This is a genomic window from Pseudomonas cannabina (assembly GCF_900100365.1).
GTDB lineage: Bacteria > Pseudomonadota > Gammaproteobacteria > Pseudomonadales > Pseudomonadaceae > Aquipseudomonas > Aquipseudomonas cannabina.
In genome coordinates this window covers 468,831-495,271 of record NZ_FNKU01000001.1, presented here as the reverse complement: position 1 = coordinate 495,271, position 26,441 = coordinate 468,831, and the positions used below count along the sequence as shown (strand labels likewise).

Sequence of the window (26,441 nt, the reverse complement as noted above, 5' to 3'; positions counted from 1 at the left end):
AACGGGCCATCCATGGCCCGAATGCGGCTTGCTCGGCGTCCTGCCTCGCATCCCCCGGATCAGTGTCAGGACTCAGCCGTCACTTACGTCGCAATCGGCGTAGTCAGTGCCATCGTGATCAAAAAGCGCTTTGATTATCAACTATCGTGCGACGCTCCGCGTCGGCATGCCGTTCTGGACGCTCTGCGTCCTCTTTGTGTTTGTGGCGCTCTGTGTCGCACAGCGGTTCTGCGATGTCAGTGCCATTGTGGTTGAAAAGCACATCTACAGCATTTATGTAGCACTGGCTGCGGGGTAAGGCACGGCGTTTCGCCGTTACTGTATTCGTGTAAAACACCACTCAACACCTACAAGATATTCGAGTAATCAGCTTCGATGCGATCCAGGCTCAGGTGGTTGAGGAAGTTGGAGAAGCACATCCAGGCCGACAATGCGTTCATGTCGCGGAATTGTTCGGGCAGGTATTTGGGTGCCACTACCAACCCTTCGTCCACCAGTTGCCGCAGGGTACGCATGTCTTCCAGTGTGGTTTTGCCGCAGAACAGCAGGGGCACCTGTTCGAGCTTGCCTTTGCGTACGGCCAGCTGGATGTAGTTGTAGACCATGATGAAGCCTTTCAGGTACGAAAGGTCTTTGGTGAATGGCAGTCCGTTCGGCACCGAGCCGCGGAATACCCGACTGGCGTTGCCGTAGCTTTCCGACATGCTGAAACCCTGCTCTCGGTAGAACCCGAACACATCGAGAAAATCAGCGCCCTGCTCGGCCATGTGAATGGCCCGCGTGCGGTTAGTCAGTTTGCGCAGGCGGCTTGGGTAGGAGGCGAAGGCGATGACTTCCATGAGAATCGCCAGGCCTTCCTGAGTGACGGTCGACGACGGTGGTCCTTTGGACAGGAAGGTGCAGATCGGTTGATTCTGCCCGTTGAGCGTGGTGCCGACATGCACCAGCCCTTCATGCACCTCCAGCGCCCGCACGTCACGCTCGTTGAACATGGCGTCACTGCGGATCTTGATGTAATCGGCGCCCGCTGCCGCATCGGCAACGATACCGTCGGACTCAAATACGCGGATGGTCTCTTCGGCTTCACCGAACACCCGGTTCAGGCGTGACTGCAACAGCCCGACAGCGTCTTTGGCGGTGAGGATTTTCGGTTCGTCTTTCAGGTCTCCGCGCCCGGCGATGTTGTTCAGGTAATCCGACAGCATCAGCCCCAGGTCGGCGAGGGTCGGGTCTCCGGCGTGAAAAGCATCGGACGCCGCGCCGTAGAGTTCCTGAGAGATCAGGCCGAAATCCGACGTGCCACGCGCTTCAAGCATGCGCACCACCATGCGGTATTCGCGGCACATGCGACGCATGATCTGCCCGACCGGGTTGAACTGACCCAGTTGACGCGTGACGTCGCGCTCGATGTCCTGAAATTCCTGCTTCAAGGCCGCCGAATCGAACCCCAGCGGACGATTCTCGTAATACGCGCGGTCCACGGCAGGCAATGCTTTGCCTTTGGCGGCAAGAAACTCCTGGCGAATCGTGTCATCCCACTTCACTGCATCCAGAATGCGAATCGGTGTCTGTGCAACGACGATCCGATCCGATAAAGCACGAATAGTCTGTTGATACTCGTCCACCGGTTACTCCTTGGCTGACGGGCTGTCGCCCCTGATGCGGGTCGCGCAGAAAATGCGCCACCACTAGGGTCTGTTCCCGTTTCATAGCGAGCCGCGTTGCCTCACGGCAAAGCAGACTCCGACGCAGCCGCGATGAAACGGGAACAGACCCTATGAAAATATCGGAATCGGCCGGATCGTCAAGGTAATCAGCGCCTTATCTCCTACAATCGCGAAAGCTGCATCCTACTCTCGTAACGGCTGAGGAGTACCCAGCACCAGGCGTAACTGACGCATGAGAATACAGAGCATGTCCTCGTCTGCCTGACGCTCAGGCCCACGCAGCAGGCCCTGGTACTCCATGCGGCGGATGAGCCCGGTCAACACTTGAGCATCCTGATGCGGCTGCAGCGAGCCGATCACCTGGAAAAACTGACAACTGCCCTGCAAGAGAATTTCCTGATGGGCCATCACCAATGGCGTCAGACGCGGGTTGATCAACGCTTCGTGGTAGAACGCCTGTTCGGCAATCAGGTAGTCACGGCGGGTCAGCAACTGGTGCCGAAGATACTCCATCACCATACGCGCGATGTCGTCGGCCAGTCGAAAGCGGTCAGTGGGGCTGCCGGAACTGCGGCTCATCATGTCGCGCAGAATGACTTCGGTGTTCTGCCAGAGCGTGGACAGGTAATCGGCACTGCGCTGCACATACTGAGCGAAGGCATCGGTCAGCAGGTCATTGATGTCCTTGAAATAGTAGGTGGTCGCCGACAGCGGCACGCCCGCTTCGGTGGCCACTGCACGGTGGCGCACAGCCCGTACCCCGTCACGCACCACGATGCGCATGGCGGCATCCAAAATCACTTGCCTGCGCTGCTCACTGCCCTGGCGGGCGGTCTTGCGCCCTTGATACTTGATACTTTTGGCTACGGCGCTTGCTACGCTGGCAGCGCCTTCTCTGGCGATCGTCAAAACAGCTTCCTTTTGAGTCGTCTTGAAAAAACCTTAAAAAAAAGCCGCCCATCGAAGGCGGCTGTTTTTGGTACTGATTACGCTTGTGGGCGCATGTGCGGGAAAAGAATCACATCCCGGATCGACGGTGAGTTGGTGAGCAGCATCACCAGGCGATCGATACCAATCCCCTCACCCGCCGTTGGCGGCATGCCGTATTCCAGCGCACGCACGAAATCGGCGTCGTAGTGCATGGCTTCGTCATCACCGGCATCCTTGTCGGCCACTTGTGCCTGGAAGCGTTCGGCCTGATCTTCGGCATCATTGAGCTCGGAATAGGCGTTGGCAATTTCGCGACCGCCGATGAACAGCTCGAAACGGTCGGTAACACTCGGGTTTTCATCGTTGCGACGTGCCAGCGGCGACACTTCGAACGGGTACTGAGTGATGAAGTGCGGCTGCTCCAGCTTGTGCTCGACCAGCTCTTCGAAAATCATCACCTGCAATTTGCCGAGACCTTCGAAGCCCAGCACTTTCGCGCCGGCTTTTTTGGCGATGGCGCGTGCCTTGTCGACATCCTGCAGATCGGCGGCGGTCAGCTCGGGGTTGTACTTGAGGATCGAATCGAACACCGAGAGGCGCACGAACGGCTCGCCGAAGTGGAACACCTTGTCGCCGTAAGGCACGTCGGTGCTGCCCAGAACCAGCTGCGCCAGCTCACGGAACAGTTCCTCGGTAAGGTCCATGTTGTCTTCATAATCTGCGTAAGCCTGGTAAAACTCGAGCATGGTGAACTCGGGGTTGTGCCGGGTCGAAACGCCTTCGTTACGAAAGTTGCGGTTGATCTCGAAAACCTTTTCGAAGCCGCCGACCACAAGGCGCTTGAGGTACAGCTCCGGCGCAATACGCAGGAACATTTCCATATCCAGCGCGTTGTGGTGGGTTTCGAACGGTTTGGCCGCTGCGCCGCCGGGAATGGTCTGCAACATCGGCGTTTCGACTTCAAGGAAGTCGCGCTTCATCAGGAAGCTGCGGATGTGGGCAATGACCTGCGAGCGCACGCGGAAGGTTTCACGCACGTCTTCGTTGACGATCAGGTCGACATAACGCTGACGGTAGCGCTGTTCGGTGTCGGTCAGGCCGTGATGTTTGTCCGGCAGCGGGCGCAGCGATTTGGTCAGCAGGCGCACGCTGGTCATTTCGACGTACAGGTCGCCCTTGCCGGAACGCGCCAGCGTACCTTCGGCAGCAATGATGTCACCCAGGTCCCAGGTTTTCACTTCGGCCAGGGTTTCTTCAGGCAGGGTCTTGCGATTGACGTACACCTGAATGCGCCCGGTCATGTCCTGAATGACCATGAACGAGCCGCGGTTGAGCATGATACGACCGGCGACCTTGACCGGAATCGCTGCCTCTGCCAGTTCTTCCTTGGTCTTGTCGACGTACTGTTTCTGCAAGTCGTTGCAGTAGCTGTCGCGGCGGAAGTCGTTGGGGAAGGCCTGACCCTTGGCACGGCCGGCAGCAAGCTTTTCCTTGCGCAGGGCGATCAGGGTGTTTTCTTCCTGTTGCAGGGCTTGCGGGTCGAGTTGTTGGTCGCTCATGTCTTTAGATATTCCATCACAGGTTCGCCCTCGCTTCGCGGCGAGGGGCTTGAGGGGTCGGCTGACGGTTTACAGCCCTTGCTTGAGACTCGCGATCAGGTATTCGTCGATATCGCCATCCAGCACCTTGTCGCAGTCGCTGCGTTCGATGTTGGTCCGCAGGTCCTTGATACGCGAGGCGTCCAGTACGTAAGAGCGAATCTGGTGACCCCAGCCAATGTCGGACTTCGTGTCTTCAAGCGCCTGGGACGCTGCGTTGCGCTTCTGCACTTCCTGCTCATACAAACGGGCCCGCAGCATTTTCATGGCGGTGTCCTTGTTCGCATGCTGGGAACGCTCGTTCTGGCAGCTGACCACGGTGTTGGTCGGAACGTGGGTGATACGTACCGCCGAGTCGGTGGTGTTTACGTGCTGACCACCCGCCCCGGAGGAACGGTAGGTGTCGATGCGCAGATCCGACGGGTTGATGTCGATTTCGATGTTGTCATCGATTTCCGGCGACACGAACACGGCCGAGAACGACGTATGGCGACGGTTGCCGGAGTCAAACGGGCTCTTGCGCACCAGACGGTGCACGCCGATCTCGGTACGCAACCAGCCAAAGGCGTATTCGCCCTTGATGTGCACGGTCGCGCCTTTGATACCAGCGACTTCACCGGCAGACAGTTCCATGATGGTGGCATCGAAACCGCGCTTGTCAGCCCAGCGCAGGTACATGCGCAGCAGGATGTTGGCCCAGTCCTGCGCTTCGGTGCCGCCGGAACCGGCCTGGATGTCCAGATAAGCGTTGTTGGGGTCCATCTCGCCACTGAACATCCGGCGGAATTCGAGTTTTTCCAGCGATGCACGCAGGCGCTCGACTTCGGCGGCGACGTCATCGACGGCAGCCTGGTCTTCTTCTTCGGCGGACATCAGCAGCAGGTCTTTGGCATCGACCAGCCCGGAGGACATTTCGTCCAGGGTTTCGACGATCTGCGCCAGCAGGGAACGCTCGCGCCCCAGCTCCTGGGCGTAGGCCGGGTTGTTCCAGACGTTCGGGTCTTCGAGCTCGCGGTTTACTTCGGTCAGACGATCATGTTTGTGATCGTAGTCAAAGATACCCCCGAATGGTTTCGGAGCGTTCGGACAAATCCTTGATGCTGTTTAGGATCGGGTTGATTTCCATGGTAGGCAGCACTCGCAGGCGAAATTTTCAAAGCCGACGAGTATACCCCAGGCGTGACAGCGAAAGCAGCCCGTCGAGCGGGCCTTGTACAGCCTATTTTATCGGCAGCGCATTGCATCAGCCGACGGCGACCTGATTACGCCCGTTGTTCTTGGCCAGATAGAGCCCTTTGTCGGCGTCCAGGATCAACTCGCGACTGGACATTTCCAGCTGCGGTGTCACGGTAGCAACGCCGATGCTGACGGTCAGGCTTGACCCGTCAGCCGGAGCAATATGCGGAATCTTCATGCCCGCCACACTCTGGCGCAGCTTTTCCGCCAGCAGGCGTGCGCCGCCCGGCGAGGTATTGGGCAGCACCATGGCGAACTCTTCCCCCCCGTAGCGCGCCGGCAGATCAGACGGACGACTGCAACTGTTGCGAATCGCCTTGGCCACCTGGCGCAATGCTTCATCGCCTTCCAGATGGCCGAAGTTATCGTTGTAGGCCTTGAAGTAGTCCACGTCGATCATCAGCATCGACAGCTGAGTCTGATCCCGCACCGCCCTGCGCCATTCCAGTTCCAGATACTCATCGAAATGACGGCGGTTCGACAGCCCGGTCAGGCCGTCGGAGTTCATCAGGCGCTGCAAGACCAGATTGGTGTCGAGCAACTGTTGCTGACTGACCCGTAACGCGCGGTAGGCCTCATCACGCTGCAACAGCGTCATGTAAGAGCGCGAGTGGTAGCGAATGCGCGCGACCAGTTCGATGTTGTCCGGCAGCTTGACCAGATAGTCATTGGCACCGGCCGTGAACGCCGCACTTTTGATCAGCGGATCTTCCTTGGTGGAGAGCACGATGATCGGGATGTCTCGGGTCAGCGGGTTGCTGCGGTATTCACGCACCAGGGTCAAACCGTCCAGACCCGGCATCACCAGATCCTGCAGAATCACCGTCGGCTTGATCTGCACCGCCTGGGCAATCGCCTGATACGGATCGGCGCAGAAGTGGAAGTCGATCGACTCGTGCCCGGCCAGACCGCGCCGGACTGCCTCGCCAATCATCGCCTGATCGTCAACCAGCAGCACCATCGCATTGTTTTCATCCGGGGCTTTGATGTCGTCCATTGGCACATCATGCATGAAATTTCTCCTGGTCTCCGACTGCCCGCTGGATCATCCCGGCAGTCATTGAATAAATACCTCGATCAAGCGAGGTGCAATGGCGGACAGCGTGCGAATTTCAACCGCGGCATCGATGGCGGCGGCGGCCTTGGGCATGCCGTACACCGCAGAGCTGGCCTGATCCTGAGCGATGGTCAGAAACCCCCGCTCGCGCATGGCCTTGAGCCCCTGCGCACCGTCGCGGCCCATGCCGGTCAATAACACACCCACGGCGTCGCCGCTCCAATAACGGGTCACGCTCTCGAAAAACACGTCAATCGAGGGCCTGTATATTTCGTTCACCGGTTCCGCCGTGTAGGCCAGCGTACCGTCTTTCAACAAGCGAATATGGTGATTGGTGCCCGCCAGCAGCACGACCCCAGGCTGCGGCGTTTCGCCCTCGCGGGCCAGCCGGACCGGCACGCCGGAAACCGAGCACAGCCAATCGGCCATACCCGCGGCGAACACCTGATCGACATGCTGGACCAGCACGATGGCTGGCGAAAAACTCGCCGGCAAGCCTTTGAGCAGGATCTCCAGCGCCGCCGGACCGCCCGCAGAAGAACCGATGGCCACCAGACTGTCGCGTCTGGCGGTCTGGCGCATGGGCGCCGCCACAACCTGCTCGCGATTGCCGCGCTGGCCCATCAGCCATTCGATATTGAGCACCTTGCGCAGCAGCGGCATGGCGGCCTCTTTCGGGTTGGGACCGCCAATGGCTGGCGTGTCCACCACGTCCAGGGCGCCGTGGCCCATGGCCTCGAAAACGCGGCGCATGTTCTGTTCGCGGTCAACCGTGACGATGACGATAGCGCAGGGCGTTTCGGCCATGATCCGGCGCGTGGCTTCCACGCCGTCCATCACCGGCATGATCAGGTCCATGAGGATCAGGTCCGGCGTCTGTTCCATGCAGCGCTGCACCGCTTCGGCACCGTTGGCGGCCACCCAGATGATCTTGTGTGCAGGCTCGAAGGCCAGCGCCCGACGCAAGGCCTCGATCGCCATGGGCATATCGTTGACGATGGCAATCTTCATCCTTGCGCGTCTCCAATGAGTTCGACGACCGCGTCGAGCAAGGCATCATCATGAAAACTGGCCTTGGCCAGATAATAGTCGGCTCCGGCATCCAGGCCACGACGTCGGTCTTCTTCGCGATCCTTGTAGGAAACGACCATCACCGGCAACGACTGCAAACGTGTATCGCGGCGTAACAGCGTCACCAGTTCGATACCGTCCATGCGCGGCATGTCGATGTCGGTGATCAGCAGGTCGAAGTCTTCGGCACGCAAGGCATTCCAGCCGTCCATACCGTCCACGGCCACCGCCACTTCATAGCCACGTCCCACCAGCAACTTGCGTTCGAGCTCGCGCACGGTCAGCGAGTCATCGACCACCAGGACGCGTTTGCGTGTCACTTGATCGACCTGACGGTTACGCCGGTCGATGCGTTCCAGACGCCCGGTGTTGAGCAGTTTTTCCACCGAGCGCAGCATGTCTTCGACGTCGATGATCAGCACCACCGACCCATCATCGAGCAGCGCGCCCGCAGAAACATCCTGAACCTTGCCCAGACGCGCATCCAGCGGCATGACCACCAGCGTGCGCTCACCGATAAAGCGCTCGACGGCAACCCCGTAAACGGCATCACGCTCGCGTATTACCACCACCTTGAGCGCTTCTCCGGCGTTCTGCGCAGGCGGGCGATTCAACAACTGGCTGGCCGAAACCAGGCCGACATGGCGTTCTTCGTCCCAGAAATGCTGACGCCCTTCAAGCTGCACGATTTCATCGGGCTGCAAGTCGCGCATGCGTTCTATGTGGGCCAACGGGAAAGCGTAGGCTTCGCCGCCGACCTCGATGACCAGGCTGCGCACTACGGAAAGCGTCAAGGGCATTTCAATCCTGAAACGACTGCCCTCGCCCGCCCATTGCTGCAATTCGACGCCGCCGTGCATCTGGCGAACCATATGCTGCACGGCGTCCAGACCGACGCCACGCCCGGAAATCTGCGTGACCTTGTCACGCATGCTGAAGCCCGGCAGGAACAAAAAGCTCAGCAGCTCTTCTTCGCTCAACTGCTCGGCCGTTTCCACCGGAGAGAGCTTGCGCTCCACAATGTTTTGCCGCAGACGATCCAGGTCCACGCCGCCGCCGTCATCGCTCAGCTCGACCACCAGCAAGCCGGCCTGATGCGAGGCCTGCAAGCGGATCAGCCCTTCGGGGGCCTTGCCCGCCGCGATTCGCCGCTCTGGCGATTCGATACCGTGATCGACGGCATTGCGCAGCAGATGGGTCAATGGCGCTTCGAGCTTCTCCAGCACATCGCGATCGACCTGGGTCTTCTCGCCTTCGATCTGCAACCGAACCTGCTTGCCCAGTTCGCGTCCCAGATCGCGCACCATCCGCGCCTGACCGTTCAGCACGTCGGCAAAAGGCCGCATGCGGCAAGCCAGCGCCGTGTCGTACAGCAATTGCGCGCGTTGCGCCGACTGCCAGCCGAATTCATCCAGCTCGGCAGTCTGCTGCACCAGCACCTGCTGCGCCTGGGACAACAGATTGCGCGCGTCTTCCAGGGCTTTCTGCACATCGGTCGGCGGACCTGCCTCGCCGAAACTCGCACCCAGCACTTCCAGCGCGCGGTCGCTGCTACTTTGCAAACGCTTGAGCCGCTGCATGCCGGCCAGCAGCGGCTTGAGTCGCTGCGTCTCGACCAGTGATTTGCTGGACATGTCGAGCAGACCGTTCAAACGCTCAGCGGTGACCCGCAGCACGCGTTCACCGCCTTCGGTGACCCGCCGTTCACGCAGCGGCGAGAACGGTGCTTCCGGCTCGGGTGCAGCGGCGGTTGCCGGAGCGGCGAGCGTCGGAACGGGATCGGCGGGCGTCGGCGCAACGGGCAACGCGCCAAGCTGCTGCATCGCGATGGCCAGTAACGGGTCCATCGGTGGCTCCACCAACGGCGTACCCACCGTGCGCGCAGCACCGGCACCGGAGGCCAGCAACACATTGAGCCGTTCAACGTAGGCATCGATATCGGCCTGAGTCACGCTGGCACCGCCCGGCGTGGCAATGCGCATCAACAGGTCTGTGCCGGACAGCAGCGCATCGATGTGCTCGGGCTGCAACAGCAGACGCCCTTCCTGAGCGCTGACCAGGCAATCTTCCATGACATGCGCCACGCTGACGCCGAAATCGACGCCGACAATCCGCGCCGCGCCCTTGAGCGAGTGCGCCGCACGCATGCAGGCTTCCAGTTGATCCGCCTGAGTCGGGTTGCGCTCGAGCGCCAGCAGGCCGGCACTCAGCACTTGAGTCTGTGCGTCGGCTTCCAGCGTGAACAGTTCGAACAGCGAGGCGTCACGCATCTGATCGGGTGTCATGTAAGGCTCCGGTGAACCGCCGACAACAACTGATCTTCGTCCAGCCAGCGCAGGCTGCGACCCTGCCATTGCAGAACGCCGCGGGTGAAGCGCGCATTGGCGTGCGTACCGGAAGCCGACGCGGCCTCCAACTCACGCTTGTCGATGGCATGAATGCCATCGACTTCATCGACCGGCACCACCACCGGCCCGCCTTCGGCCGCGACGATCAGCATGCGCGGTACAACCCGCGCAGACGGGGCAGGCGCAGCATGGCTGTCGAGGCCCAGCAATTCGACCAGCGAAATGCACGCCACCAGCGCGCCACGCACGTTAGCGACACCGAGCATGGCACGCGAGCGCTGATGGGGCAGCGAGTGGATAGTCTGGTGCAGTGCGACTTCCGACAGGCAGCGAGAAACCAGCCCCAGCCACTCATCACAGAGACGAAACACCAGAATCGAACGGGTCTTGATGTCGCGTTGCAACACCGAGCCCTGAAACTGCTCGTGATGTTCCTGAGCCAGCGCGTAGCGATCCAGCAGGCGCGTGGCCGCAGCGGAATACACCGCACAGTTGCGGCAATGAATGTGGTCTGCCAGCAAGGGACAGGAACGGTCGCCGTGAATGCCGATACGGTTCCAGCAGTCGTCGATGTCCTGGGCTTGATCATGGGTAAGGCTGGAAAAACCGGACGGGCCCGTCATCAATGGTTTCCTTGTTTATTCGCGCCGCGCGCGGCCCGGTCCTGCAAACGCCGGGCCCCGGCACTGTCGCCCTGCGCGGCCAGCAACGCCGCCAGTTGCGCCAGCGATTCGCGGTGCTGCGGTTGCAGGTACAACGCTTTGCGATAAAAACCCTGGGCCTGAGCGACACTGCCCGCCACCTCACTGAGCAGGCCCAGCCAGTAGAACACTTGGGCGACGGGTTCATGCTGTTGCAGATAGCGCTCGCACGCAGCCCGCGCTGCAGCGCTGTTGCCCTCGTTGGCAAGGTTCGCGATGCTGTCGAGCAGCGCCGCTGCTGCATCGTTGCCGACCACAGCCGGTTTGACGCTGGGCGCGAACGCGGCGGAGGCTCGTCCGGCGGCGCGCGGCGCGGGGTCTCGTGCCGGGACGTCGAGCGTCGGACGTATAGCCTTGGCGGCCTCGGGCGCGCGAGCCGGTGCCGGGACGGTCGGGTCCTGCGGTGCGTGGCTGAAGGCGAACGACTGTGCGATACCAATCGAGCGCATGCCGATGCCCGCCAGCAGATTGCCCTCGGCCGGACCGATGAACAGCAGGCCGTCTTGCCGGGTCAGTTGCTTGAGAACCTGAAACACCCGCTGCTGGGTCTGCTGATCAAAATAGATCACCAGGTTGCGGCAAAACACGATGTCGTAGGCCACCTGAGTGGCCAGATTTGGATCAAGCAGGTTGCCTGACTGAAAGTTCACGCAGGCGCGTACCCGCTCGGACACTTCAAAACCTTCCGGCACGGGGCTGAAATAGCGCTCGCGAAACCCCAGTTCGCTGCCTCTGAACGAGTTCTTGCCATAGATGCCACGCTCGGCTTTGGCAATCGACACCGGGCTGATATCGATGGCATCGACCTTGAACTGCCGGGCATCGACGCCAGCATCGAACAATGCCATGACCATCGAGTAGGGTTCTTCGCCGGTCGAGCACGGCAGGCTGAGAATCCGCAGCGGGCGCACACCGGCAAGATTGGCCACGCGCTCACGGGCCAGCTTGCCCAGCGTCGCGAACGACTCCGGATAACGGAAAAAAGAGGTTTCCGGAACAATCACCGCCTCGATCAGCGCCTGCTGCTCCTGAGGTGACGTCACCAGCAGTTGCCAATAGGCATCACTGTTCACACAACCGACCGTGGCAGCACGCTGACGCAGGGCGCGCTCGATGATCGCTTCGCCGACAGAGGTCACGTCGAGCCCGATACGGTCCTTGAGAAAGCTGAAAAAACGCGCGTCATCACTCATGGCGCGTCCTCGAACAGCTCAAGGCTGATCGGCGTCGCTGGAAACAGCAGTTCGCGGACCGGCTCGCTCAGCAGTTCGCGAACATGAATCCATTGCAGCAGCCCCTGCTCATCCTCGCGCACAGGACCGAGGTAAGGGGCCAGGCTATTGTCCAGACCATATTCCTTGAACTCGGACGCCGGGCAACGCAGGGTTTCGGTTGCCTGCTCCAGAATCAGCCCCAACAGCGGCGCCGGATGCAGATCGTCGTGCCGATAATGCACCAGCACCATCCGCGTGCTGGTTCGTGCTCGCGCTGGCTGGCCGGAATTCAAGGCACTGATATCGATCACCGGCACGATTTCGCCACGGTGCGCAAAAATACCCGCCACCCAATGCGGCGCCCGGGCGATGGTCTTGAGCTTCACCCGTGGCAGGATCTCGGCAATCTCGGTCGCCTCCAGGGCATAGCGATCTTCACCGATGCAAAACAGCAGGAAGAGCTTGTTGGCGATGACCGACGAATCGACGCGCCTTGGCGATGGCTCCTTCATGGTCCGGACTCAGACTTTGAAGCGCGATACGCCACTGCGCAAGCCGACCGCTACCTGACTCAACTCGTCGATGGCGAAACTGGCTTGACGCAGTGAGTCGACGGTCTGGCTGCTGGCATCGGCCAGTTGCACCAGCGCCTGATTGATTTGCTCGGCACCGGTGGCCTGCGCCTGCATGCCTTCGTTGACCATCAGCACGCGCGGTGCCAGGGCCTGAACCTGATGAATGATCTGCGACAGTTGCTCACCGACCTGAGTGACTTCGAACATGCCTCGGCGCACTTCTTCGGAAAACTTGTCCATGCCCATGACGCCCGCCGAAACCGCCGACTGGATCTCGCGCACCATCTGTTCAATGTCGTACGTGGCAACCGCCGTCTGGTCGGCAAGGCGCCGCACCTCGGTCGCCACCACCGCGAACCCGCGACCGTACTCGCCGGCCTTTTCCGCCTCGATGGCAGCGTTCAACGACAGCAGATTGGTCTGGTCGGCCACCTTCACGATGGTCACCACCACCTGATTGATGTTGCCGGCCTTCTCATTGAGGATCGCCAGTTTGGCGTTGACCAGATTGGCCGCGCCCATGACCTGGTGCATGGTGTCTTCCATGCGCGCCAGCCCTTGTTGACCAGAGCCCGCGAGAATCGACGCCTGATCGGCCGCCGACGTAACCTCGGTCATGGTGCGCACCAGATCACGCGAGGTCGCGGCAATTTCCCGTGACGTCGCACCGATTTCGGTGGTGGTCGCGGCGGTTTCGGTGGCGGTGGCCTGTTGTTGGCGCGAGGTGGCCGCGATTTCCGTGACCGAGGTGGTGACCTGCACCGAAGAACGCTGGGCCTGTGCCACCAGCGCGACCAGTTCGGTCATCATGTCGTTGAAGCCGGTTTCAACCGTGTTGAACTCATCCTTGCGCGCGAGGTTGAGGCGCGTGCTCAGATCGCCGGTGCGCATGGTGTCGAGAATGCGCACGATGAGCTGCATCGGCGACATGATCGAGCGCATCAGCAGCAGACCGCAGGCGGCGGCGGCCATGATCGCGACCAGCAAGGACACGATCATGCTGATTTTGGCGGCCAGTACCGCATTGACGATATTGTTGGTCGCCTCATCGGCCAGCTTTTTATTCATGACGATAACGTCGTTGAGCTGCTTGCGGCCTGTGAGCCATACCGGATTGACGTCGCCAAAGAACTCGGCCCGTGCGTCCGCGTACTCGCCGCGATCATATTTGGCGAGCACTTCACTGAGCATGCGGGAATAAGCTTCGCGGCGCTTTTCGAAGACTGCAAAGCTGTCCGCGTCTTGCTTGTCGAAAATGGATTTCTTGTAGCCATCCATCTGCGCTTGAAGGTTCTCGTCAAACCCCTGGTACTGGTCTTTTTCCTGCTTGGTCAGCGGACGGGCCGCGCCTTCAGCGATCAATTCCAGCGTGCGGATATAGCTTTCGCCCCATGCACTGCGCACCAGCGTGCTGTAGTAAACGCCGGGCAGCGCATCGAGGCGGACTTGCTCTTCACTGGACTCGATTGACAGCAGCCGCGAATAAGACACAACCACCATCAACAGCATGATGGCAATGATGACGGCAAAGCTCGCCAGAATCCGTTGGCGCAAGGTCCAGTTCTTCACAGTCATCCCTCAAGAATTCAACGACGGCGTCAGCCGTGTTCAAGATGCAGACCGACGAACGGTCCATGCGGCGTGAGTATAGCCCAGCCTGCAAAGGCCGGGCGGGCAAGACGAAAATCAGCTCGTCAGGCCTGTTAATCGCGCCCTTCAATTATTTTCGGCCAAAGCCCGTACTACTTGAGCGCCATGTGTAACGAATAAACGGGCACATACATAGTTAGCGCTTGCCAGAGGAATCTCGAACGTAAGCTTCGTCGCCTCTTCATTCACAATCAGGCACTTCTATGCTCGACTCATTACTGCCGGACAGCGCTCCGACAAACTCTCATGTGCACCACATAAAAAACAAGACTCCCGATTGGCTGCTTCAAGCCGGACCGGCCGTTCATGCGAGCCTGCGCAAATTCTCCGGGCATGCGCCGCAATGGCTGAAGGACGCCCGCACGTCCAGCCCCGCGCAGCTAGACGAGCTGCAACGGCTGTACGCCGAGCACCGCCGCAACGAGCAAGCAGTCGGCCCGACACTGGATCGCCTGTCGACGCTGGAAGACTTCGCAAAACCCTTGCTGACAGCGGCCATCAAAGAGCGCTTCAAGCTGGACATCGACGTAGGCAATACCTGGCTGTTTCATGCCAGTCACGCCACGGTCGACCCGTCGTTCGAGACAGCCTCAAGAGACCCGATAGCGCAAGCGAATACAGCGCTGAAAGCCGCCAACCAGACCTTGCTCGCCGCAGCCCTGCAGAACTTCGAGGCCTGGGAAACCGCCTCAGGCGCCATGGACTCGGACGCGGGCATCAAGGCCGAAGTGTTTTCGTCTTTCGAAGTCATTGGCAATTACATTGGCGGCAAATCCGTACCGATTGTCCCCACGGCGTTCGCAGCGCTGTGCCGCGAACTGGACCTGGGCGGCAGGTATCAGGCGCATCTCAAATCCGTGTTCAGTACACCTTCAACGCCCGAAGAAACGCCCGGCGCGGCGGCATCGAGACTGCGCAACGACTTCATGCAACTGGAGTCCTCCGCCATCAGGCTGCAATTGCAGATCGCCACGCTTCAAGGGCTGGTCAGCGAACCCTTACAGACTGCGCTGCTGCAGGTTCTCGATGGCCGAAAAGACGTGCGACTCGATAACAGGCCGGTCAATTGCAGCGTACTGTGTCTGGGGGATGTCGAGCTGAATGGGCTGTTTGTGATCGGCAAGGATCGGGACACGGCAACCGGGCTGGAAAAAATTGTTGTCTATATACCCGAAGACCCTATCGCACCGCTGAAGGAATACGCCTCGGTCGCGGTCTTCATAAACTCGCTGCGCGACCGCATGTTCGTCAAAGGGTATCTGAACTTCTTCAAGCGCTTCATCCCGGCGCGGCACCGAAATGCAGTGCTGGCGCAACTGTTCGAACGCCTGCATCCCAAAGTCATGAAAGGCGGTATTTTCGAGCGTCAGTGGCTGGAGCGCGAAGAAGACCGCAACGCCCGTATGCACCTGCGAGAAACCCCGCTGAACGGCCCGTTGCTGGACGAGCTGTACGATCGCAAACAGGCAGTACTGCGTGACGACGCCTTGTTTCAGGGGGTGCCGACAGCGGATGAGGATCAAAAGACCTTCGACGAACGCGTGCAATATTTCAAGAGCAAGGCCCTCGACGTCTTGAACATTGCGAGCTTCGTCGTCCCGGTATTGGGTGAACTGATGCTGGCGGTGACTGCCGTCCAGCTGATTCATGAAGTCTACGAAGGCGTGGAATGCTGGGCGAAAGACGAGAAACAGCAAGCGCTCACCTATCTGTTCGATGTGGTGGAAAACATTGCCCTGATGTCGGCCCTCGGCGCTGCGACGGCCGGCGGCGCAGGCATTCCTGCCCTGCACGTGCCCGAGTTCGCCCGCGATCTCAAACTCGTCGAGTTGCAGGACGGCACGACACGTTTGTGGAAACCCGACCTGACGCCTTTCGCACATGACATCGTACTGCCAGCCAGTCTGCAGCCCGACGCCGCAGGCCTGTACACATGGCAAGGCAAGCAATGGCTGCCTATTGAGGGCCGACTCTATTCCGTCAAACCCGGCAAGACCGGCGATGGCTACCGGATGGAACACCCGACCCGAGCGGACAGCTACCAGCCCGCCTTGCGGCACAATGGCGCCGGTGCGTGGCTGCACGAGCTGGATCAGCCGCTGGATATGGAGGGCCTGACGCTGTTCCGCCGCCTGGGTTACTCCAGCGAGGCGTTTTCCGACACCACAGCCCGGCACCTGCTGAACGTCAGCAACACCTCTGAAGCCGCGATGCGCCAGGCGCTGGCAGATCAGGTGCGCCCGCCCGCCCTGCTCGAGGACAGCGCCCAGCGGTTCCGGCTGGACCAGGAAATCGACCGGTTTATCGGGCAGATGGCAGCCAACGACCCGAATGCCTCAGCCGCAGTGCAACTCGAACTGTTGAGCCAGGATCATCGCTGGCCGGGCAACCGGGCGCTGACGCTGGTAGATGCAGAAGGCAACACACTTCAGACCTTCCCCCCGGCGCACGAAACCGTAACCCGTGACAGCCTCATCACGATTCGTGTCGACCAGCCTGATGCCCTGCGCCAGGCGCTGGAGAAACTGAGCAATCTCGAGATCCGCACCCTGCTCGACGAAGAGTTCGGCGCAGGCCAGCCAAGTGTTTCGGCGCGGCTGACCACGCTGCGGGCGACATTGACGGCGCGTGCCAAGGCGACCCGGGCCTGGCTGTTCGAGTCACGTTACCGCGCCTTGAACGTTGCCGATGCAGACGGCGCCCAAACCCTTCAGAACGCATTTCCCGGGCTGCCACCCGCAGTTGTGCAGGAACTGGTCGGCCACGCAACGCCAGTGGAGCGGGCGCAATTGATCACGGAGCGCCGCGTACCGTTACGCATCGCCGAAGAAGCCAGCGTGTATCTGCAGCACATACGATTGGCGCGGGCCTATGAAGGGCTTTATCTGACATCGGTAGCCAGCGCCGACACCGATTGCCTGGCGCTGCACAGCCTTGAAGCGTTGCCGCAGTGGCCGTCGCAGGTCAGGCTCGAAGTGCACAATCGCTTTTTCGGTGGCCCGCTGATCGACAGCATCGGGCCGCAGGATGCGCCGATTCGCAAGGTGCTCATCAAAGACGGCAACCGTTACGAGGCCCGTGACGCCGACGACCACCATCTGCATGGCCTGGATGATCTGTATTCGTCCGTACTCCACGCGTTGCCGGATGCCGAGCGCAACCAGTTGGGCTTCCCTCATACCGGTCAGGGCCAAGCGCTGGCGGCGCTGGTCCAGAACAATCCCCTGCCGCGCCAGGATCTTGCGCCCTTGCTGAACATGCAGGCCATCAAGCCCGGCTCCCGATCGCCCATGCGTCTGGCCGACGGCCGCCTGGGTTACCCGCTGAGCGGTCGCGGCGAGGTCGACTGGCACGTGACCGACGAAAGCCTGCTGGACAAGATCCGCATACTGGAGCTGGAGGACGCGTTTCCGGAGGACATTCTCAGCCGCCTGCGGCAGACCGGCTGGAACAACCGGGAAATCGACCAGCGACTCAACACACTATTGGGAGAACAGCTGGATCTGCGGGCGAGCCTGACTGCCTGGACCGATGAAGTCATCGCAATGTCGCCCATGAGTCAGACGCACATCGACAGCCGAGAGCGCATCAGCGAGGCGATCTGGAGCCACTGGCGTCTCAACAATCTGCCTGAGATCGGACGCACCTTCGAACCGCTGCGCCTGCAGTACGTGTCCCTGACCGATTTCCCTCGCTACCTGCCAGACTTTGTTTATGCACGGGTCACCGGACTGCATCTGGAAAACATCTCGATCGAACCCCGGCTGTACCCAGGCGCTGCGGTTGCACAGCCGGTTGACGTGAATCTGCCTCGTCAGTTAACCAACACGTTCGAGCTGGGGCACTTCCTGCAACGTTTCCCTAATGCACGATCACTGCACCTGATCAGCGAGACCAGCGCCGGACTCGATCCGCAATCGTCGGTCTTTCTCAACCTGCCGCAGTGGGTGTCCAACATGCTGCCCCAGCTCTACGAACTGGGGCTGATCAACCAGGGCATCTTTCTGGACCAGATGCAGATGAACCACTTGCGCAGCATGCCCAACCTCCGGACGCTGGACCTCAGCGGCAATCGAGTGGTCAGCATGATGCCCATGAATCTGGAATGGCTGCATCTGGACCGACTGGTGCTGGAGCGGGTGGGCATGCATCGCTGGCCTAACTGGCTGACCGACATGATCCCGAACAACATCCGCGAACTCTCGGTGGCACACAACAATCTGACGGAGCTGCCGGGCTGGATTCTCGACAACCCGCCCAGCACAGGCAATCAGACCCTGATCGATTTACGCGGCAACAGCCTTTCCCGGCACTCCGCGATTCATGCACGCATCAATGAGTCCGTATCCGGCAGCTGCTTCCGTTTTGTCATGGACACTCCGCTTGCTGTGCAGGCCGCCGTGAACCTGCAATTGCGACAGGGCGCCGAACTGATAACAGCGCTCGATGAATGGAGCAATGCCTCCAGTTCGTCGTCCATTCAGAGTGAGCAGACCATCGCGGCACGCCGTCAGATCGGCGCGGTGCTGATCAATCACTGGCGAACCTTCAGCCTGGGGCAGATTCACAACCCGCTGCGTTTTGCCGACATCGCACTGGTCGACTTCCCTCGTAACCTGCCGGAGTTTTTCTATCGCCAGGTGCGTCACTTGCAACTGAACCGAATGACAGGAACGGCAGCGGATCTCGATCAGCTACTGCGCCCCATGACTGAACTCAGCTCGCTGGAAATGAATGGCCATGTCACACCATTAGACCCACTGCCACCAGCCCTGCTGGAGCTCAGAGCATTGCGATCGCTTAGCCTCAACGACCAAGGGCTGTTGCTCGATCAGCAGCACATTGATTTCCTCAGTCGCCTGCCGAGGCTGGAACGACTGGAACTGGAAAACAACCGGCTGGGCGCCATCAACAGCCTGTCAGGCCTGCGGAATACTGGACTGACCTGGTTATCGCTGAACAATGTCGAGATGAGCGAATGGCCCGCCTTGCTGGATGACCTTGTTCCAGGGCAACTCACGACGCTGCTGCTTGAAAGTAATCTGATCCACGAACTGCCGGAAAACGTTCTTGCCAATCCGGACAGTCAGTCACACACGGAAATCAGCCTAATGGACAATCCGCTCTCCGAAGAGACCATGCGCCGTGCACGGATGTCAGAACGTTACGGGCATGCCTACACCTTTGACATGGATGTGTCGCCTGAGCTTGCGCAGGAATGGAGAGAAAACGCCGACGCTGATGACTCGATTTCAGACTACTTATCCGACGGAAGTCGCGCCTCCACGCCGGATTCGGTCACTGTCGAGCCATGGCTGGACGATGCCAACCCGTTTAGCGGCGAGCGCCGACAGTTATGGGAGCAACTGGAAGCCGGAGAGCATGCCGACGACCTGTTGGAGCTGATCAGTTCGCTGCGCCACAGCGCTGATTATCGCCATACCGCCAATCGAGCAGCGTTTCAGGAGCGCGTCTGGCGCGTACTGGCAGCGGTGAATCAGGATCCGCAGTTACGCATGACACTGAACGCGATTGCCGAAGAACCGGTCAGGCTGCTCCGCGATAACATTACCTGTCTGGATGGTGTTCTGCTGGAGTTCAACCAGATAGAAATACTGGTGTTCACTCGTCAGACCGTGCAGGACGTGGTGCCCGAGCGACGCGGTGCTGCGCTTTATCGGCTGACGACGCAACTTTATCGCTTGTCCGAACTGGACGCTGCAGCCCGCGAACAGGCCGGAAACCGAGACGAAGCCGAAGTCCGCCTGGCGTACCGTACGCATTGGGCAAGCGCACTGGAATTGCCAGTACCTCCAGGGGGAATGCTTTTCGAAGCCCACGCGGCCCTTCGGCCAGGAGAGCTGGACACCGCCCTTCTGCGCGTGCAAACAGGCGAACAAGGTGAACCGTTCCTGAGTTTTGCTGCACAGCAGGATTATTGGGTCAGTTATCTGCGGGAAGCCCATTCTGGCCGGTTTGACGCACTCGAACGTGTGTACCGAACCGATCTGACACAACTGACCGATGAGTTCGAGCAACGCAATATCAATCTGGACAGCCCGGAATACGAAGCACGGATCCGGGAGTTCGAAGCACGCTTCAAGGATCAGCAAGCAACGCTGATCAGAGAGCTGACCAACGCCGAAGGGCTGGAACAACGTTGATAAAACGGGTCGTCTGACACCTGTGTCGGCATCAGGCGACCCGCAGTGGCGGCTTACTGAGCGTCCCTGACCTGCCCTTCCAGCTCGGCCTTGAGGCCAGGGTCGAGTTTCAACTGACGGGCCAGTTCATCCAGGTACGCGCGCTCCATGAAGTGCTCCTGATCCACCAGCATCACGCTGGCGATATACATTTCTGCAGCCATTTCCGGGGTGGTCGCCGTCCGGGCCACTTCGGCGGGGTCCAGCGGTTTGTTCAGCTCGGCCTGCAGCCAGTGCTGCAGTTCCTGATCGGAACTCAACTTGCTGAACTCGCCCTCGATCAATTCACGCTCGCGCTCATCGACATGACCATCCGCTTTCGCTGCGGCAACCAGTGCCCGCAAGATGGCCTGACTGTGCTGCTCGGCTTCGGCCTCGGGCAAACGGTCGATGGTCTGCGGTTCACGCTGGCCGGTCACGCCCTGACTGGCCTGCCAATTGTTGTAAGCCTTGTAAGCCAGCACACCCAGCGCCGCAAGACCGCCGTAGGTCAGAACCTTGCCGCCCATACCCCGGGAGCGTTTGCCCTTGAGCAGCCCCATGGCTCCGGCGGCCAATGCACCGCCGCCCGCGCCGGATATCAGGCTGCCCAGGCCGCTCTGACTGGCGCCATTACCCTTACCGCCCAGCAGGCTGCCCAAGCCGTTCATCAGCGAATCGCCGCTCGAGGACTTGCCGGATTTATTGTAGGCCTTGTCCTGTAACAGGCTTTGCCCGGACTTGAGCAGTTGATCGAGTAAACCACGCGTATTCACAGGAAACCTCCGATTGCGGTTGTCAGATGATTCATTGACCCGCAGTTTGCAGAGAAATCACCTGCCGCTGGTCAGCGGTGTGCTTCGGGATGTTACGGATGCAACGGACCGCCATTCATCCCCTCGTGCCTGATATCGATTGAAACGCGTGCAACCCCTGCCGGTCATGGACGGTCAATGAAAGAAGACCGGCATAACGAAAATGCGCACTGACACGCATTCGGATCGATTTTAAACGTAAGCATCTTCATTTGAATGCCTTGCATCAAGATACAGCCCGCGAGGAGCGTGCCGAAGTGATATCCCCTAATGGTTTTCCGGCAGGCGACAGCAAGGCGGCAGAAACTATTCGATCAAAGGACTGGAATCGAACATCGCTCGGATCGATCGAGCGTTGGCCAGCGTCGCTGAAAAACACTCTCAATCTGATCCTGAACTCACCAGAGTCGATGTACCTGCTCTGGGGGCCGGACCTGATATTTTTTCACAACGACGCCTACACCCCCATTCTCGGTCCGCGCAAGAATGAGGCGATCGGTGCACGGGTAACCGACCTGTGGGCGGACGTCTGGGACCAGGTCGCCCCGCTGGTCATCGATGCCTTGGCGGGCAAAGCCTGTCACCACCAGAACATGCCGCTGCGCATGGCGCGTTACGGCGAAACCGAGCAGACCTGGTGGTCTTTCTCGTTCTCGCCAGTGATCGATGAACATGGCGCGACCGTCGGCATGTTTTGCATCACCAACGAAACCACCCAGCACGTCCTCAACCAGCAAGCGCTGCTGGACAATGAGCGGCAACGTCTGGAACTGATCGACAGGCTGGTCAGTCTGGAAAAACGCCAGACGGCCACGCTGGAGCAACGCACCCTCGAACTGGACACCTTCTGGGAGCTGTCGCCCGACCCGCTGGCAATACTTGATTTCAACGGTATGTTCCTGCGGGTCAACCCGGCCTGGACGGCCATTCTCGGCCGCACACAGCAGGAGTTGCTAGGTAGTTCGATCATGACCCTGCTGCATCCGGATGACGTCGGTAACACGCAGAACGCGTTGAAACACGCGGTCAGTCACGTCTTGCCACTGTTTGAAAACCGCTATCAGCATGTCGACGGGACGTATCACTGGTACGGCTGGACCGCAGCGCCCGGCAACGGAATCATCTTCGCGCTGGGCAAGCACCTGAACCATGAAAAGCAGCGCATCGAAGCCTTGCGCGTTGCCGAGGAGACATTGATTCAGTCACAGAAAATGGAAGCGGTCGGGCAACTGACCGGTGGCCTGGCACATGACTTCAATAACCTGCTGATGGGCATCACCGGCAACATGGAGCTGCTGCTGTCACGAATCAGGCAGGAGCGCTTTACCGAACTGGAACGTTACATCAACGCAGCACTGGAAGGCTCGCGGCGCGCGGCTTCGTTGACGCACCGCCTGCTGGCCTTCTCGCGACGCCAGACGCTGGCCCCCAAAGCGACCGACATCGATCATCTGGTGGCGGGCATGGACGAGCTGATCAGGCGCACCGTTGGCCCCGCCATCGACATGCAGGTGATAGCGTCGCACGGCCTGTGGTCGACGCTGGTTGACCCGCATCAACTGGAAAACTCGCTGCTCAACCTGTGTCTCAATGCCAAGGACGCCATGCCCGATGGAGGGCGCTTGTTGATTCAGACGGCCAATCGCACGCTGACTGCCACAGCGGCGGCCCGATTCGGCTTGCCTGCCGGGCGCTACGTCGAACTGTCTGTCAGCGACACCGGCACCGGTATGGGCAAGGACATCATCGGCCGCGTCTTCGACCCGTTCTTCACCACCAAACCCACCGGCATGGGCACCGGCCTTGGCCTGTCGATGATCTACGGCTTTGCACGCCAGTCGGGCGGCGCCGTAAACATCGTCTCGGACGTCGGAGAAGGCGCAAAAATCTGCATTCTTTTACCGATGCATGAGGGTGAGGCTGAAGCCTTGGTGCTGGACAGCGGCGAACTCCAGGTGCCGGCGCCAGGCACCGGCGATGAAACCATCCTGGTCGTCGATGACGAACCTGCTGTGCGGCTGCTGATTGCCGAATTGCTCGAAGACCTGGGCCATGTCGTGTTGCAGGCGGAAAAAGGCAGTGATGCACTGGCCATCCTGCAATCCAAGGCCGCTATCGATCTGCTGATTACCGATGTCGGCTTGCCCGGTGGCATGAACGGGCGACAGGTGGCCGACGCGGCACGGGATGTGCGCCCGGACTTGAAAGTCCTGTTTGTGACCGGCTACGCTGAAAACGCGGTGCTGGCTCACGACACGCTGGAACCAGGCATGCATGTACTGCCAAAGCCGTTTGCCATTGCCGAGCTGATCAGCCGCGTGACAGAGCTGCTGGAGGACGAATAAAAAACCGAGCGCTTGGCGGCGCCCGGTTCAGGATGCTTCGACCCGCCCCGAAACCAGTGGTCAGTCGCGCAAATCCGACTCGTGGATCGGTTGGTCCCGATGCGTAGCTCGTTGATACTGTGCAGGCCAGGTCGCCTGGCGGCCGCCCAGATCTTCATCAGCACGCAGTGGCCAGTACGGATCACGCAGCAGCTCGCGGGCGAGCAGAATGATATCGGCCTGACCGGTACGCAGAATGTGCTCTGCCTGCGCCGGATCGGTGATCATGCCCACCGTACCGGTGGCAATATCCGCCTCTTTGCGCACTTGTTCGGCGAAACGCGTCTGATAGCCAGGGCCGACCGGGATTTCCGCGTTCGCTGACGTGCCACCGGAGGACACATCGATCAGGTCGGTGCCTAATGCTTTCAGGCGCCGGGCCAACTCGACCGTTTCCTCGGCATTCCAGCCGTCTTCCACCCAGTCGGTGGCCGATACGCGAACGAACAGCGGCAGCTCTTGCGGCCATACAGCACGGACCGCTTCGGTCACTTGCAGGGTCAGGCGAATCCGGTTTTCGAACGATCCGCCGTACTGGTCGGTGCGCTGATTGCTCAATGGCGACAGAAATTGATGCAGCAGGTAACCATGCGCAGCGTGGATTTCGACCACTTTGAAACCTGCGGTCAATGCGCGTCGTGCGGAGTCGACGAAGGCCTTGATCAGTTCCTGAATCTGCGTTTCGCTGAGTTGCAGCGGTGCGGTGTGCTGCGGATCGAAAGCAATCGCCGAAGGCCCGACCGGGGTCCAGCCGCCTTCAGTCAAAGGCACACTGCCATGCTTGCCCAGCCATGGTCGCCAGGTGCTGGCCTTGCGACCGGCGTGGGCCAGTTGAATGCCCGCCACTGCACCTTGCGTATTGATGAAGCGCGTGATGCGTTGCAGCGGCTCGATCTGTTCGTCGTTCCAAAGGCCGAGGTCTTCGGGCGTGATGCGGCCGTCCGGGGTGACCGCCATCGCTTCGCTGATGACCAGCCCGGCACCGCCGACGGCGCGGCTGCCCAAGTGTACAAGGTGCCAGTCGTTGGCCAGTCCGTCGACGCTGGAATACTGGCACATCGGCGAAACGGCGATGCGATTGCGAAGGGTCAATTGGCGCAGTGTGTAGGGTTCAAGCAGCAGACTCATGGCAACCTCTCGTAGTGACAATTCAGTTGTCCGGACCCGGTTCATTCACAGAACCGATTCCAGTGGACCGTAAAGTGTCGACAACCCGGCGGCGAGAGGGGTTCCTGCTGATTTTCAGCGTGGCGCGAGGTGGACCACCATCAACTGCACGGTTTCGTTGCCGCGAAACTCGTTCAGATCAAGCTTGTACGCTAGCTCGACCCAACGGATGTTGGGGTTGGGCCAGACGTCGCGGTCGACGCTGAAGGCGATGCCATCCAGTTTGACGCTGCCGCATTCGGTCTTGAGTACCATCTTCAAATGGCGCTCGCCCACCACACGTTGCTCGACCAGCTGGAACACGCCATGAAACAGCGGCTCAGGAAAATGCTGGCCCCACGGACCGGCGTTGCGCAACGCGCGGGCCAGTTCAAGATGAAATTCTTCGACGGCCAGCGAGCCATCCGACAGCAGACGCCCGGTCAAATCCTGCTCGTCGAGCTGCCGGCGTACTTCCAGATCGAACGCGTCGGCAAAGGCCGGGTAGTTTTCTTCCGGCAGCGACAGGCCGGCAGCCATGGCGTGGCCGCCGAACTTGCTGATCATCTGCGGATGGCGTGCCGCCACAGCGTCCAGAGCATCTCGGATATGAAACCCCGGCACCGAACGGGCCGAGCCTTTGAGCACGCCCTCCCCGGCGCTGGCGAAAGCGATGGTCGGGCGGTGGTAACGTTCCTTGAGACGCGACGCCAGAATGCCGATCACGCCCTGATGCCACTCGGCATCGAACAGGCACAAGCCGAATGGCATGGACTCCAGCGGCAGATCCTTGAGCTGGGCCAGCGCCTCACGCTGCATGCCTTGCTCGATGGACTTGCGGTCCTGATTCAGCTCGTCGAGCTGCACGGCCATTTCTCGTGCCAGCACAGGATCGTCGCAAAGCAGGCATTCGATGCCCAGGCTCATGTCATCCAGACGCCCCGCCGCATTCAGGCGCGGGCCAAGAATGAACCCCAAATCAGTGGAGGTGATGCGCGCCGGTTCGCGCCGGGCGACTTCCAGAATCGCACGCAAGCCCGGCCGGGCCCGACTGGCGCGAATACGCATCAGGCCCTGATGCACCAGAATGCGATTGTTGGCGTCCAGCGGCACAACATCCGCCACGCTGCCCAGCGCAACCAGATCCAGCAGCTCGCCCAGATTGGGCTGAACGCGCTGATTATTGTCGAACCAGCCGACTTCGCGCAGCCGGGCACGCAAGGCCATCAGCACGTAAAAGATCACCCCGACACCGGCCAGCGATTTGCTCGGAAAGCTGCAACCGGGCTGGTTGGGGTTGACGATGGCATCCGCCGCTGGAAGCTCTGAACCGGGCAAGTGGTGGTCGGTCACCAGCACTTGCAGGCCCGCCGCCTTGGCCGCTGCCACGCCCTCGACGCTGGAAATGCCGTTGTCCACGGTGATCAGCAACTGCGGTTCGCGTTGCAACGCCACTTCGACGATTTCCGGGGTCAGACCGTAGCCGTACTCGAAGCGATTGGGCACCAGATAATCGACATGCGACGCGCCCATCAGGCGAAGGCCCAGGACGCCGACCGTGCTGGCGGTCGCGCCGTCGGCATCGAAGTCACCGACGATCAGCATGCGCTGATCTTCACGCAAAGCCGTTACCAGCAGCTCCACAGCAGCATCGATACCCTTGAGCTGCTGATACGGGATCAGGCGCGCCAGACTCTTGTCCAGTTCAGCCTCACTGGCCACGCCCCTGGCTGCGTACAGGCGAGTGAGCAAGGGCGGCAGGTCGCCGAGGAAAGGCAGGGTGTCAGGCAACGGACGGGGTTCAATGCGCATGCGGGTCAGCTGATCTCTTTGGCGTGTTTTTCAGAAGAATGCTCAATGCAGGCTG

At 60.4% G+C, this 26,441-nt stretch carries 16 protein-coding genes; 2 read left to right on the top strand and 14 right to left on the bottom strand.

Annotation, left to right across the window (positions count from 1 at the left end; genetic code table 11):
* Positions 1-347 precede the first annotated feature (347 nt).
* From BLT55_RS02325 to BLT55_RS02275, 11 genes are all read right to left on the bottom strand, one after another.
* Positions 348-1,625, bottom strand: a complete 1,278-nt coding sequence (locus BLT55_RS02325) for a flavohemoglobin expression-modulating QEGLA motif protein (protein ID WP_055000426.1) — start codon at positions 1,623-1,625, stop codon at positions 348-350.
* 225 nt (positions 1,626-1,850) lie between these two features.
* Entirely contained in the window at positions 1,851-2,576 is a 726-nt protein-coding gene (locus BLT55_RS02320) for a TetR/AcrR family transcriptional regulator (protein WP_007250115.1), read from the bottom strand.
* A gap of 77 nt (positions 2,577-2,653) precedes the next feature.
* The gene (gene lysS / locus BLT55_RS02315) at positions 2,654-4,156 is read right to left on the bottom strand and encodes a lysine--tRNA ligase (RefSeq protein WP_007250114.1); all 1,503 of its coding nucleotides are present in this window, start codon (positions 4,154-4,156) and stop codon (positions 2,654-2,656) included.
* Between the two features lie 69 nt (positions 4,157-4,225).
* Positions 4,226-5,321 (bottom strand): peptide chain release factor 2 gene (prfB, locus tag BLT55_RS02310; protein WP_096059895.1). Its coding sequence is split into 2 segments (ribosomal slippage): positions 4,226-5,248 and positions 5,250-5,321, totalling 1,095 coding nucleotides; the frame shifts between segments, so codons are not numbered across the junction.
* A gap of 117 nt (positions 5,322-5,438) precedes the next feature.
* On the bottom strand, positions 5,439-6,443 hold the full coding sequence (locus tag BLT55_RS02305) for a response regulator (protein ID WP_055000427.1): 1,005 nt from the start codon (positions 6,441-6,443) through the stop codon (positions 5,439-5,441).
* A gap of 45 nt (positions 6,444-6,488) precedes the next feature.
* The gene (gene cheB, locus BLT55_RS02300) at positions 6,489-7,499 is read right to left on the bottom strand and encodes a chemotaxis response regulator protein-glutamate methylesterase (RefSeq protein ID WP_007250112.1); all 1,011 of its coding nucleotides are present in this window, start codon (positions 7,497-7,499) and stop codon (positions 6,489-6,491) included.
* On the bottom strand, positions 7,496-9,844 hold the full coding sequence (locus tag BLT55_RS02295) for a hybrid sensor histidine kinase/response regulator (protein ID WP_055000428.1): 2,349 nt from the start codon (positions 9,842-9,844) through the stop codon (positions 7,496-7,498). The genes cheB and BLT55_RS02295 overlap by 4 nt, the downstream gene beginning before the upstream one ends.
* Entirely contained in the window at positions 9,841-10,530 is a 690-nt protein-coding gene (locus BLT55_RS02290) for a chemotaxis protein CheW (RefSeq protein WP_055000429.1), read from the bottom strand. Before BLT55_RS02290 ends, BLT55_RS02295 begins: the two co-directional genes overlap by 4 nt.
* Positions 10,530-11,801: a CheR family methyltransferase gene (locus BLT55_RS02285; protein WP_055000430.1), complete on the bottom strand. Its 1,272-nt coding sequence runs from the start codon at positions 11,799-11,801 to the stop codon at positions 10,530-10,532. The genes BLT55_RS02290 and BLT55_RS02285 overlap by 1 nt, the downstream gene beginning before the upstream one ends.
* Positions 11,798-12,334, bottom strand: coding sequence for a chemotaxis protein CheW (locus BLT55_RS02280; protein ID WP_055000431.1), 537 nt, complete (start codon positions 12,332-12,334; stop codon positions 11,798-11,800). The genes BLT55_RS02285 and BLT55_RS02280 overlap by 4 nt, the downstream gene beginning before the upstream one ends.
* Positions 12,335-12,343: 9 nt before the next feature.
* Positions 12,344-13,966, bottom strand: a complete 1,623-nt coding sequence (locus tag BLT55_RS02275; RefSeq protein ID WP_055000442.1) for a methyl-accepting chemotaxis protein — start codon at positions 13,964-13,966, stop codon at positions 12,344-12,346.
* Positions 13,967-14,250: 284 nt separating this feature from the next.
* Between BLT55_RS02275 and BLT55_RS02270 the strand changes: the two genes are divergently transcribed.
* Positions 14,251-20,211, top strand: a complete 5,961-nt coding sequence (locus BLT55_RS02270; RefSeq protein WP_055000432.1) for an NEL domain-containing protein — start codon at positions 14,251-14,253, stop codon at positions 20,209-20,211.
* 53 nt (positions 20,212-20,264) lie between these two features.
* On the opposite strand, the gene BLT55_RS02265 is transcribed toward BLT55_RS02270, so the two are convergent.
* A complete protein-coding gene (locus BLT55_RS02265) occupies positions 20,265-21,005 on the bottom strand; it encodes a tellurite resistance TerB family protein (protein WP_055000433.1) in 741 nt (246 codons plus the stop codon).
* Positions 21,006-21,301: 296 nt separating this feature from the next.
* On the opposite strand from BLT55_RS02265, the gene BLT55_RS02260 reads away from it, so the two are divergent.
* Positions 21,302-23,389, top strand: coding sequence for a hybrid sensor histidine kinase/response regulator (locus tag BLT55_RS02260; protein ID WP_055000443.1), 2,088 nt, complete (start codon positions 21,302-21,304; stop codon positions 23,387-23,389).
* A 60-nt stretch (positions 23,390-23,449) separates the two neighbouring features.
* On the opposite strand, the gene BLT55_RS02255 is transcribed toward BLT55_RS02260, so the two are convergent.
* The gene (locus BLT55_RS02255) at positions 23,450-24,556 is read right to left on the bottom strand and encodes an NADH:flavin oxidoreductase/NADH oxidase (RefSeq protein ID WP_055000434.1); all 1,107 of its coding nucleotides are present in this window, start codon (positions 24,554-24,556) and stop codon (positions 23,450-23,452) included.
* A gap of 114 nt (positions 24,557-24,670) precedes the next feature.
* A complete protein-coding gene (gene recJ, locus BLT55_RS02250) occupies positions 24,671-26,386 on the bottom strand; it encodes a single-stranded-DNA-specific exonuclease RecJ (protein WP_055000435.1) in 1,716 nt (571 codons plus the stop codon).
* Positions 26,387-26,441 lie beyond the last annotated feature (55 nt).

Bases quoted from the DNA above. Each gene is read 5' to 3' on its own strand.
- lysS (WP_007250114.1), bottom strand. From the start codon at position 4,156: ATGAGCGACCAACAACTCGACCCGCAAGCCCTGCAACAGGAAGAAAAC.
- BLT55_RS02305 (WP_055000427.1), bottom strand. From the start codon at position 6,443: ATGCATGATGTGCCAATGGACGACATCAAAGCCCCGGATGAAAACAAT.
- cheB (WP_007250112.1), bottom strand. From the start codon at position 7,499: ATGAAGATTGCCATCGTCAACGATATGCCCATGGCGATCGAGGCCTTG.
- BLT55_RS02295 (WP_055000428.1), bottom strand. From the start codon at position 9,844: ATGACACCCGATCAGATGCGTGACGCCTCGCTGTTCGAACTGTTCACG.
- BLT55_RS02290 (WP_055000429.1), bottom strand. From the start codon at position 10,530: ATGACGGGCCCGTCCGGTTTTTCCAGCCTTACCCATGATCAAGCCCAG.
- BLT55_RS02285 (WP_055000430.1), bottom strand. From the start codon at position 11,801: ATGAGTGATGACGCGCGTTTTTTCAGCTTTCTCAAGGACCGTATCGGG.
- BLT55_RS02280 (WP_055000431.1), bottom strand. From the start codon at position 12,334: ATGAAGGAGCCATCGCCAAGGCGCGTCGATTCGTCGGTCATCGCCAAC.
- BLT55_RS02270 (WP_055000432.1), top strand. From the start codon at position 14,251: ATGCTCGACTCATTACTGCCGGACAGCGCTCCGACAAACTCTCATGTG.
- BLT55_RS02255 (WP_055000434.1), bottom strand. From the start codon at position 24,556: ATGAGTCTGCTGCTTGAACCCTACACACTGCGCCAATTGACCCTTCGC.
- recJ (WP_055000435.1), bottom strand. From the start codon at position 26,386: ATGCGCATTGAACCCCGTCCGTTGCCTGACACCCTGCCTTTCCTCGGC.